Below are 10,477 nucleotides of genomic sequence, written 5' to 3'. Positions count from 1 at the left end.
AGTTCCGCGACGGAGTGGTCGACGGCGGTGAGGTGCGCGACCGGGGTGAGCGTGGTGTCGGAGGCGATCTTCTGGGTGGCCTTGACGGTGCCGCCCCGGGTGGTGCCGCCGGCGCCGTAGGTGACGGAGACGAAGCTCGGGCCGACCGCCTCGACGCGGCGCATGGCGTTCCAGAGGACCTGTTCGCCCTTCTCGGTCCGGGGCGCGTAGAACTCGAAGGAGTACGACGTGCTGCCGGAGGCGAGGATCTCGCGGACCGTGCGGGCGCGGTCCGAGCGGACGGAAGCGGTTCCAAGGGCCATACGGGCAGGTTAGACGCGGTCCTGGAAGCGGCGTACCGGTCGTCCGAGGGATGGACAGCTTTTCGGACAGCGGAAGCGGGGCCGGGGCGGAGCCGGTGTTCCGTCCCGCGCCCGGCCCCCGCTCCCGGGCGTCACGCCGCCGTAACGGCCCGCTCGCGGACGCGCCGGGCGAGGGCGGCGGTCGCGGCGGCCGGGTCGTCGGCCTCCGTGATCGCCCGGACGACGACGATCCGGCGCGCCCCGGCGTCCAGGACCTCGTCCAGGTTGGCCGCGTCGATGCCGCCGATGGCGAACCAGGGACGCCCCTGGGCGAGGCCCGCCGCGTACCGGACGAGCCCGAGGCCCGGCGCGTACCGGCCGGGCTTGGTGGGCGTGGGCCAGCAGGGGCCGGTGCAGAAGTAGTCCACGCCGGGCTCGGCGGCGGCCGCGGCCACCTCGGCCTCGGCGTGGCAGGAACGGCCGATGAGCACCTCGTCGCCGAGGATCGCCCGGGCGGCGGGCACGGGGAGGTCGCCCTGGCCGAGGTGGAGGACGTCGGAGCCGATCGCGTGGGCCACGTCGGCCCGGTCGTTCACGGCAAGGAGCGTGCCGTGGCGCCGGCAGGCGTCGGCGAGGACGGCGAGGTGCTCCAGCTCCTCGGCGGCCTCCATGCCCTTGTCGCGCAGCTGCACGACGTCGACGCCGGAGGAGAGCACGGCGTCGAGGAACTCGGGCAGGTCGCCCTGCCGCTTGCGCGCGTCGGTGCACAGGTAGAGCCGGGCGTCGGCGAGTCGCTCACGGGGTGTGGGCATGGCTGGGTCCCCCCATCGGGTGGTGCCGGCACGACGCCGACCGATGGCCCACCGCCGCGCCCGCTGCTGGATCTGTCGCTGTTTGTCGAGCCGCGCGGCCGCCACGGTAGCGGGTAGGGGCAGGACCGGAGACCGGTGGGGGCAGGCGGAGGCCGGATGCCCGGGGGCCGGCTTCGGCGCCGTACGGCTGGTGGGGCACGCGGTCGCCCCGCGGCGACGGGAGCGGGGCCGGGCACGAAGCGCGTGGCACGACACCCCGCCCCCTCGGCGGGGGCGGGGTGTCATCGGTCGCGTCAGCGCCGCCCCGCGCGGGGCACGCCGTTCCGGCGGGTCAGACGGCGAGCGCCTGGGCGCGGCGCTTCACCTCCGTGCCGCGGTTCTCGGCGAGCGCCTGCGCGGGCGTGCCCGGCAGGCTCGGGTCCGGAGTGAACAGCCACTCCAGCATTTCCTCGTCGGTGAAGCCGTCGTCCCGCAGCAGCGTCAGGGTGCCGGCGAGGCCCTTGACGACCTTGTCGCCCTGGATGAAGGCGGCCGGCACCTGCAGGGCGTTGTTCTCCCCGCGGCGTACGGCGATGAGCTGGCCGTCCTTGACCAGCTGCCGGACACGCGTCACCTCGACGTCCAGCATCTCCGCGATGTCGGGGAGGTAGAGCCACGCGGGGACGAGAGCATCGATCTTTTCGTCAATCTCGGTCACGGGACAAGCGTGCCATCCCGGTCCGACAGCCGGTAGTCGGGCCCTACCGGACGGCCGCCTTCAGGGGGACGGCCGGGTCGGCGGCGCGCTCCGGGTCGACGGGCGTGGCGCTCTCGATGAGCTTGCGCCCCTGGGCCAGGTCACGGGGCCGGCCCACGGCGAGCAGGGCGACGGGCACCCCTCCGCGCAGCCACAGCACGCTCCAGGCCTCCGAGGAGGGGTCTCCGCGCCACACCGTTCCGTCGGCGTCCGCGTGGCGTCCCGCGTACTGGACGAACCGGCCGAACTGCTCGGACCAGAAGTACGGCACCGGGTCGTACGGCTCCGGCAGCGCGCCCAGGATGTCGGCGGCGACCGTGCGCGGGCCCTGGAGGGCGTTGTCCCAGTGGTGGACGAGGAGCCGGGCGCCGTAGCGGGCGGAGGGGAAGGAGGCGCAGTCCCCGACGGCGTACACGTCGGGCAGGGAGGTGCGCAGCCGGTCGTCGGCGGTGACGGCGCCGTCCGGGTCGAGGGCGATGCCGGAACCGGCGAGCCAGCCGGTGGTGGGGCGGGCTCCGATGCCGACGACGACGGCGTCGGCGGCGAGTTCCCGGCCGTCGTCCAGGACGACGGCGCCGGGCCGGACGGTCGCCACGCGCGCGTGGGTGAGGAGCTCGGCGCCGCGCTCGGCGTACCAGCCGGCCATGAAGGCGGTGACCTCGGCGGGCAGGGCGTCGCCGAGCGGCCGTTCGGCGGCCTCGACGACGGTGACGGCGCAGCCCGCCTCACGGGCGGCGGTGGCGAACTCGGCGCCGATCCAGCCGGCGCCGACGACCACGACGGTCTTCCGGCGTTCGAGGACGGGGGCGAGGCGCAGGGCGTCGTCCAGGGTGCGGAGCAGGTGGACGCCGGGGACGCCCTCGGCGCCCGGCAGGGTGACCGGGTGGGCGCCGGTGGCGAGCACCAGGGCGTCGTACGGGACGGGCCCGGCGGTGGTGTCGATCTCACGGTCGGCGGGGCGCAGGGCCACGGCCTCCAGGCCGAGCCGGAGGTCGATGTCCAGGTCGGCGAAGTCGATGTCGAAGGCGGAGCCCTCGGCCTTGCCCAGGAGGACCGCCTTGGAGAGCGGGGGGCGGTCGTAGGGCTGGTGGGATTCGGCGCCGATCAGGGTCACCGTGCCGGTGAAGCCCTGTTCGCGCAGGGCGACGGCGGTCTGCACGCCCGCCATCCCGGCTCCGGCGATCACGACGTGCCTCGGGGTCTGCTGGTGCTCGCTCACCGGACCACCATACGCAGCTGACGGCATGTCAGCCCTCAGGGCCTACCGGTCCCGGGGGCGGGCTGTACCGGCCCCCGGGGGCGGGGGTTAGTCTGGCCACCGACGTGAAGCACTCGCGGGAGCCCGGACGCACCGGGCTGAGAGGGAGGCTGGCCGGCCTCCGACCGTACGAACCTGATCCGGGTCATGCCGGCGAAGGGAGGGGCTGGACGCCCATGCGTTCTTCCGATGTCCTCGTGGTCGGGGGCGGCATCATCGGCCTGGTCACGGCCTGGCGGGCGGCGCGGCGCGGGCTGCGCGCCGCGGTCGTCGACCCGGAGCCCGGCGGCGGGGCCGCCCGGGTCGCGGCCGGGATGCTCGCCGCCGTCACCGAACTGCACTACGGCGAGGAGACCCTGCTGGGGCTGAACCTCGCCTCCGCGGCGCGCTATCCCGCGTTCGTCGCCGAGCTGGAGGAGGCCGCAGGCCACGGTGTCGGCTACCGCGCCTGCGGCACGCTCGCCGTCGCGCTCGACGCCGACGACCGGGCCCATCTGCGCGAACTGCACGCCCTGCAGACCCGCTGCGGGCTGACGTCCGCGTGGCTGAGCGGACGGGAGTGCCGGCGCCTCGAACCGATGCTGGCGCCGGGCGTGCGCGGTGGCCTGCGGGTCGACGGCGACCACCAGGTCGACCCGCGCCGGCTCGCCGCCGCGCTCGTCGTCGCCTGCGAGCGGTCCGGGGTGGTCCTCCACCGCGCCCGCGCGGAGCGGCTGGTGGTGGTACGGGACCGGGCGACCGGGGTCCTCCTGGAGGGCGGCGGGGAGCTGACCGCCGATCAGGTCGTGCTGGCCGCGGGCAGTCTGAGCGGGCGGCTCGCCGGCGTGCCGGAGGAGGTGCTGCCGCCGGTGCGCCCCGTGAAGGGGCAGGTGCTGCGGCTGCGGGTGCCGCCCGCGTACGCCCCCTTCCTCTCCCGGACCGTGCGGGCCGTGGTCCGGGGCAGCCACGTCTACCTCGTGCCCCGTGCCGACGGCGAGCTGGTCGTGGGCGCCACCAGCGAGGAGCTCGGCTGGGACACCACCGTCACGGCGGGCGGGGTGTACGAGCTGCTGCGGGACGCCCACGAACTCGTCCCCGGACTGACCGAGCTGCCGCTCACCGAGACCCTCGCCGGGCTGCGCCCCGGCTCGCCCGACAACGCGCCGATGCTGGGCCCGAGCGCCCTGCCCGGCCTCCACCTGGCCACCGGCCACTACCGCAACGGGGTGCTGCTGACCCCCGTCACCGGCGACGTCATGGCGGAGGTCCTCACCACGGGCGTCCTCCCCGACGAGGCGCGCCCCTTCTCCCCCCTCCGTTTCTCCTCCGCCCCGCCCGTACGACAGGAGCAGCCCGTATGAACGTGTCCGTGAACGGAGAGGCCCGGGTCCTGGACGGCCCCGTCTCCCTCGACGCCCTCGTCGCCACCCTGACCACGGCGCCCACCGGGGTGGCCGCGGCGGTCAACGAGACGGTCGTGCCGCGCGGTGAGTGGGCGGCGACGCTGCTCGGCGACGGCGACCGGGTCGAGGTCCTCACCGCGGTGCAGGGGGGCTGAGCGCGATGTCCGACGACGTGTTCGTCCTCGGCGGTACGGAGTTCTCCTCCCGTCTCATCATGGGGACGGGCGGCGCGCCCAGCCTGGACGTCCTGGAGCGCTCCCTCGTCGCGAGCGGTACGGAGCTGACCACCGTCGCCATGCGCCGCCTGGACCCGACGGTGCGCGGCTCGGTCCTCTCCGTCCTGGAGCGGCTCGGCATCCGGGTCCTGCCCAACACGGCGGGCTGCTTCACGGCGGGCGAGGCCGTCCTGACCGCCCGGCTCGCCCGGGAGGCGCTCGGCACCGACTGGATCAAGCTGGAGGTGGTGGCGGACGAGCGGACGCTGCTGCCGGACACGGTGGAGCTCCTCGACGCGGCGGAGACCCTCGTGGACGAGGGCTTCACCGTCCTGCCGTACACCAACGACGACCCCGTCCTCGCGCGGAAGCTGGAGGACGTGGGGTGCGCGGCGATCATGCCGCTCGGTTCCCCGATCGGCTCGGGGCTCGGCATCCGCAACCCGCACAACTTCGAGCTCATCGTGGAGCGGGCGGGGGTGCCGGTGATCCTCGACGCGGGGGCCGGTACGGCGTCGGACGCGGCGCTCGCGATGGAGCTGGGGTGCGAGGCGGTGATGCTGGCGTCGGCGGTGACACGGGCCCAGGAGCCGGTGCTGATGGCGGCGGCGATGCGGCACGCGGTCGAGGCGGGCCGCCTCGCCCGCCGCGCGGGCCGCATCCCCCGCCGCCACTTCGCGGAGGCCTCCTCCCCCCACGAGGGCCGCGCCCACCTGGACCCGGAGCGCCCGGCGTTCTAGGGGGTGTCCCGCCGATCGGGGTCTCCCCGGCCCGCGGGGCCGCTCCGGCCCCGGCCGCGTCGGGTGCGTCACAGGTGCGTCGCAGTGGGGCGGGACCCGGGCGGGGGGCCGCCGGGCGGCTCGTAGACTCGACGCCGTGGACACGACCCTCCAGGACCCCCTCGTCGGGCGGCTGCTCGACGGCCGCTACCGCGTCGACGCGCGCATCGCCGTCGGCGGGATGGCCACGGTCTACCGGGCCGTCGACACCCGCCTCGACCGCGTCCTCGCGCTCAAGGTGATGCACCCCTCGCTGGCGGCGGACGCCGCCTTCGTCGAGCGTTTCATCCGCGAGGCGAAGTCCGTCGCCCGGCTCGCGCACCCCAACGTCGTCGGGGTCTTCGACCAGGGCGCCGAGGGCGCCTACGTCTACCTGGCCATGGAGTACGTCGAGGGCTGCACGCTCCGGGACGTGCTCCGGGAGCGCGGCGCGCTGCGGCCCCGCGCGGCGCTCGACATCCTGGAGCCGGTGCTCGCCGCGCTCGGCGCCGCGCACCGGGCCGGCTTCGTCCACCGGGACATGAAGCCGGAGAACGTCCTGATAGGGGACGACGGCCGGGTGAAGGTGGCCGACTTCGGTCTGGTCAGGGCCGTGGGGACGGCGACCGCCACCACCGGTTCGGTCCTCGGCACCGTCTCGTACCTGGCGCCGGAGCAGATCGAGCACGGCACGGCCGACACCCGCGCCGACGTGTACGCCTGCGGGGTCGTCCTGTACGAGATGCTCACGGGCGGCAGGCCGCACTCCGGTGACACGCCCGCCCAGGTGCTCTACCGGCACCTGAACACCGACGTGCCCGCGCCCTCGGCCGACGTGCCCGGTCTCGCCCCGGAGCTGGACGAGCTGGTCGCCGCGGCGACCGCCCGCAACCCCGAGGTCCGGCCGCACGACGCCGTCGCGCTCCTGGCCCTCGTCCTGCGGGCCCGGGCGGCACTCACGGAGGAGCAGCTGGACGCCGCGCCGCCACAGGCCCGCGCGGAGGACCGGGACACCGCCGAGGACCGCACCAGCGTGATCCCCAGGGCCGTACCGGTCGCGCCGGACCCGCAGCCGGTGCAGCACACCAGCCGGCTGGCCGTGCCGGAGTCCGCGCCGGACCCCGTGGCGGCGCCCGCCGCGCGCCGCCGGCCACCGCGGGGCCCGCTGCCGATCGTGGCGGCGCTGCTGCTCGCCCTCGGTCTCGGCGCCGGGATCTGGTACATCAACTCGGGCCAGTTCACGCGGGTCCCGGCCGTCCTCGGCCAGACCGAGGCGGCGGCGGCGAAACGTCTCACCGACGCCGGTCTGGAGGTCGGCACCACGAAGCGCGCGTTCAGCGACGTGTACGAGCGCGGCACCGTCATGGCCGTCGACCCGGCGCCCGGCGAGCGCGTCCGCGGCAACGGCACGGTCGCCCTCACGCTCTCGCGCGGCCCGCGGGTCGTGAAGGTCCCCAACCTCAGGAACAAGCCGCTCGCGGAGGCGAAGCGGCTGCTGGCGAAGGAGGGCCTGGCGCCGGGGGTGATCACCACCGCGTTCAGCGAGTCCGTCGTGAAGGGGGCGGTGCTCCGTACGGACCCGGAGCCGGGCACCGAGCGCGCCCCGGACTCGGCCGTGGCCCTGGTGGTCAGCAAGGGCGCCCCGGTCGAGGTGCCGGACGTCGTCGGCGAGAGCGTCCCGGACGCCACCGCCGCACTCCAGGAGGCGGGCCTGACGGTGCGGGTCGACCCGGAGCGGGTCCACTCGGCCGAGGACGCGGGGGCGGTCGCCGCCCAGTCGCTCGCCGAGGGCAGCCGGGCCGCCGAGGGCGACACGATCACGCTCACCGTCTCCCAGGGCCCCCGGATGGTGGAGGTCCCGGACGTCACCGGGGAGACGACCGCCGACGCCCGGGCGGCCCTGGAGGACGCGGGCTTCGAGGTGAAGGTCGAGAAGTCCTTCCCCTTCCTGGGCGACACGGTCGCCCGCCAGTCGGTGGAGGGCGGCTCCGAGGCCGCCGAGGGCTCCACCGTCACGATCACGATCAAGGGACTCTGAGAACTCATGCGCAACCCCGTCGGCGGCCATGTGCCCGTGGCCGGCGGTCTCGCCACGGTCGGACTGGGCTACGCCCGCGAGCTCGGCGCCGAGGCCGTCCAGGTCTTCGTCGCCAACCCGCGCGGCTGGGCGACACCGCCGGGCAACCCGGCCCAGGACGAACGGTTCCGCGCGGAGTGCGAGGCCACGGCGACATCGGCCTGGGTCCACGCCCCGTACCTCATCAACTTCGGCTCCCACACCGAGGCCACCGTGGAGAGGTCGGTGGACTCGCTGCGGCACTCGCTGCGCCGGGCGCGGGAGATCGGCGCCCGGGGCGTGGTCGTGCACACCGGCTCCGCCACCGGCGGCCGCCCGCGCGAGGTGGCGCTCGCGCAGGTACGGGAGCGGATGCTGCCGCTCCTCGACGAACTGACCCGTCCGGACGACCCGGACCTGCTCCTGGAGTCCACGGCCGGCCAGGGCTCCTCGCTCTGCTCCCGCACCTGGGACTTCGGCCCGTACTTCGACGCGCTCGACCGCCACCCGAAGCTGGGCGTCTGCCTCGACACCTGCCACATCTTCGCGGCCGGACACGACCTGACCGGCCCGCACGGAGCCGCGCAGACGCTGGACCTGCTGGTGGGCACGGTCGGTGAGGGCCGGCTGAAGCTGATCCACGCCAACGACTCGAAGGACGTGGTGGGCGCCCACAAGGACCGGCACGCCAACATCGGCGCCGGGCACATAGGCGAGGAGGCGTTCCGGGAGCTGCTGACCCATCCGGCGACGGAGGGGGTCCCGCTGGTCATCGAGACACCGGGCGGGAAGGAGGGCCACCTCGCGGACGTGGAACTCCTGAAGAAGCTGCGGATCGGCTCCTCGATGATCCTTTCCCCTTGAGGAATACCCCTAGGGGGTATACGGTTCCTGTATCGGCAGGAACCGCTACCCGAGGTTGGGGGCACCCCATGCAGCACGAAGCGCACGCCCATCACGACCACACCCGCCACGAGGCCCACGCCGGCCACGAAGGGCACGACGGTCACCACCACACCCCCGGCAAGGTCTCCTGGGCCATGGCGGCCAAGGCCACGCTGCACTGCCTCACCGGCTGCGCCATCGGCGAGGTCCTCGGCATGATCATCGGTACGGCCCTGGGCTGGGGCAACGCCCCCACCATGGTCCTCGCCATCGCCCTGGCGTTCCTCTTCGGCTACTCACTGACCCTGTTCGCCGTGAAGCGCGCGGGCCTCACCCTCAAGGCCGCGATCGGTGTCGCGCTCGCCGCCGACACGATCTCGATCACGGTCATGGAGATCGTCGACAACGGGATGCTGCTGCTGATCCCCGGCGCCATGGACGCGCACCTGACGGACGGCCTCTTCTGGGGCGCGCTCGCGGTCGCCTTCCTCGTGGCCTTCCTGATCACCACCCCGGTGAACAAGTGGATGATCGGCCGCGGCAAGGGTCACGCGGTGGTGCACCGGTACCACCACTGACCGGCCGCACGACCCGCCGGCGGACCGACGGCCCGGACTTCTAGAGTTCCGGGCCGTCGCCCGGTTCCTCCTGGTACGAGTAGCGCTGCTCCCGCCAGGGGTCCCCGAGGTTGTGGTAGCCGCGCTCCTCCCAGAAACCCCGGCGGTCGGCGGCCATGTACTCGACGCCGCGGACCCACTTGGGCCCCTTCCAGGCGTACAGGTGCGGGACGATCAGCCGCAGCGGGAAGCCGTGCTCGGCGGTGAGCAGTTCGCCGTCCTTGTGGGTGGCGAAGATCGTGCCTTCCGAGGCGAAGTCGGCGAGCCGCATGTTGGCGCTGTAGCCGTACTCGGCCCAGACCATCACATGGGTGACATGGGGCGCCGGCGGCGCGAGCTCCAGGATGGTCCGGGCGGGCACGCCGCCCCATTCGGCCCCCACCATGCTGAATTTCGTGACGCAGTGCAGATCGGCCACGACCGTGGAGAACGGCAGCGCCGAGAACTCCTCGTGGTTCCAGCACCGCTTGTCGCCGTCGGCCGTCGCGCCGAAGACCCGGAACTCCCAGCGGTCCGGCTTGAACTTGGGGACGGGCCCGTAGTGGGTGACCGGCCAGCCGCGCTGGAGGCGCTGCCCGGGCGGCAGGTCCGGCGGAAATCCCGTGGCGGGGTCCGGCGAACTCTCCGGAGAACGATCCGACCGCTCCGCTTCCCGGTGTGCTCCGCTCTCCGGCTGACCCATGTCATCCATGGTGACAGACGGCGAGGGGTGGTCATGACCAGCCACCACTCCCCCCGCACCGATTCGGGCAACTCCTACTAAGCGTGCACTTACTGGACGCCACCCATTCGGAGTGCGAGGATGCGGCCATCCCGCCCAGTGACGGCACGAACACGCGACGTGGAAGTGGAAGGAGCCTCTGCGATGCAGGGCGACCCCGAGGTCCTCGAGTTCCTCAACGAGCAGCTGACCGGCGAGCTGACGGCCATCAACCAGTACTGGCTGCATTACCGCATCCAGGACAACAAGGGGTGGACGAAGCTCGCCAAGTACACCCGTGAAGAGTCCATCGACGAGATGAAGCACGCGGACAAGCTGACCGAGCGCATCCTGATGCTCGACGGCCTGCCCAACTACCAGCGTCTCTTCCACGTCCGGGTGGGCCAGACGGTCACGGAGATGTTCCAGGCCGACCGGCAAGTCGAGGTGGAGGCGATCGACCGCCTGAAGCGGGGCATCGAGGTGATGCGCGCGAAGGGGGACATCACGTCCGCCAACCTCTTCGAGGAGATCCTCGCCGACGAGGAGCACCACATCGACTACCTGGACACGCAGCTGGAGCTGATCGAGTCCCTGGGCGAGGCGCTCTACCTGTCGACGCTGATCGAGCAGCCGAGCTGAGCGGTCCGCGGCCGGATGTCGCGCACGGCGGCGGACCGGGGGCTCTAAGCGGCTTCCCCCAGCTCGGTGACCTCCGGGGTGACGTCGGCCGCGAGGGCGGGCACGCCCTGGTCGAGGAGGTCGCGCCGCGGGCAG

At 73.9% G+C, this 10,477-nt stretch carries 12 protein-coding genes and 1 riboswitch; of the genes, 7 read left to right on the top strand and 5 right to left on the bottom strand.

Going from position 1 to position 10,477, the window contains the following annotated elements; genetic code table 11:
- The 4 genes from RIF68_RS14975 to RIF68_RS14960 all read right to left on the bottom strand — a co-directional run.
- Window positions 1-302, bottom strand: a 302-nt coding sequence (locus RIF68_RS14975) for a methylenetetrahydrofolate reductase (RefSeq protein WP_309051732.1), incomplete at its 3' end; no start/stop codon positions are given.
- Between the two features lie 131 nt (window positions 303-433).
- The gene (gene thiE, locus RIF68_RS14970) at window positions 434-1,093 is read right to left on the bottom strand and encodes a thiamine phosphate synthase (RefSeq protein WP_309051731.1); all 660 of its coding nucleotides are present in this window, start codon (window positions 1,091-1,093) and stop codon (window positions 434-436) included.
- A 331-nt stretch (window positions 1,094-1,424) separates the two neighbouring features.
- Window positions 1,425-1,790 carry an Rv2175c family DNA-binding protein gene (locus RIF68_RS14965; RefSeq protein ID WP_309051730.1) on the bottom strand — a complete coding sequence of 122 codons (366 nt, stop codon included), beginning with the start codon at window positions 1,788-1,790 and terminating at the stop codon, window positions 1,425-1,427.
- A 43-nt stretch (window positions 1,791-1,833) separates the two neighbouring features.
- Window positions 1,834-3,075 carry an FAD-dependent oxidoreductase gene (locus RIF68_RS14960; RefSeq protein ID WP_309051729.1) on the bottom strand — a complete coding sequence of 414 codons (1,242 nt, stop codon included), beginning with the start codon at window positions 3,073-3,075 and terminating at the stop codon, window positions 1,834-1,836.
- A 78-nt stretch (window positions 3,076-3,153) separates the two neighbouring features.
- Window positions 3,154-3,266, top strand: a riboswitch (TPP riboswitch).
- On the opposite strand from RIF68_RS14960, the gene thiO reads away from it, so the two are divergent.
- From thiO to RIF68_RS14930, 6 genes are all read left to right on the top strand, one after another.
- Complete coding sequence (gene thiO, locus RIF68_RS14955) at window positions 3,264-4,427, top strand: glycine oxidase ThiO (protein ID WP_309051728.1); 1,164 nt, start codon at window positions 3,264-3,266, stop codon at window positions 4,425-4,427. It overlaps the preceding riboswitch by 3 nt.
- Window positions 4,424-4,624: a sulfur carrier protein ThiS gene (gene thiS, locus RIF68_RS14950; RefSeq protein WP_309051727.1), complete on the top strand. Its 201-nt coding sequence runs from the start codon at window positions 4,424-4,426 to the stop codon at window positions 4,622-4,624. The genes thiO and thiS overlap by 4 nt, the downstream gene beginning before the upstream one ends.
- Window positions 4,625-4,629: 5 nt before the next feature.
- Window positions 4,630-5,424, top strand: a complete 795-nt coding sequence (locus RIF68_RS14945) for a thiazole synthase (RefSeq protein WP_309051726.1) — start codon at window positions 4,630-4,632, stop codon at window positions 5,422-5,424.
- A 136-nt stretch (window positions 5,425-5,560) separates the two neighbouring features.
- Window positions 5,561-7,480, top strand: coding sequence for a Stk1 family PASTA domain-containing Ser/Thr kinase (pknB, locus tag RIF68_RS14940; protein WP_309051725.1), 1,920 nt, complete (start codon window positions 5,561-5,563; stop codon window positions 7,478-7,480).
- 6 nt (window positions 7,481-7,486) lie between these two features.
- Window positions 7,487-8,362: a deoxyribonuclease IV gene (locus RIF68_RS14935; protein ID WP_309051724.1), complete on the top strand. Its 876-nt coding sequence runs from the start codon at window positions 7,487-7,489 to the stop codon at window positions 8,360-8,362.
- A gap of 68 nt (window positions 8,363-8,430) precedes the next feature.
- Complete coding sequence (locus RIF68_RS14930; protein ID WP_309051723.1) at window positions 8,431-8,961, top strand: DUF4396 domain-containing protein; 531 nt, start codon at window positions 8,431-8,433, stop codon at window positions 8,959-8,961.
- A 40-nt stretch (window positions 8,962-9,001) separates the two neighbouring features.
- Here RIF68_RS14930 and RIF68_RS14925 read toward each other — a convergent pair whose 3' ends face one another.
- A complete protein-coding gene (locus RIF68_RS14925) occupies window positions 9,002-9,682 on the bottom strand; it encodes a sulfite oxidase-like oxidoreductase (protein ID WP_309051722.1) in 681 nt (226 codons plus the stop codon).
- A 183-nt stretch (window positions 9,683-9,865) separates the two neighbouring features.
- Between RIF68_RS14925 and bfr the strand changes: the two genes are divergently transcribed.
- Window positions 9,866-10,342: a bacterioferritin gene (gene bfr, locus RIF68_RS14920; protein ID WP_030493020.1), complete on the top strand. Its 477-nt coding sequence runs from the start codon at window positions 9,866-9,868 to the stop codon at window positions 10,340-10,342.
- Window positions 10,343-10,477 lie beyond the last annotated feature (135 nt).

This window comes from Streptomyces sp. (assembly GCF_031178505.1).
Classification (GTDB): Bacteria; Actinomycetota; Actinomycetes; order Streptomycetales; family Streptomycetaceae; genus Streptomyces; species Streptomyces gulbargensis.
The sequence above is the reverse complement of the archived record's forward strand: the minus strand, read 5'-3'. Positions and strand labels throughout refer to the sequence as shown.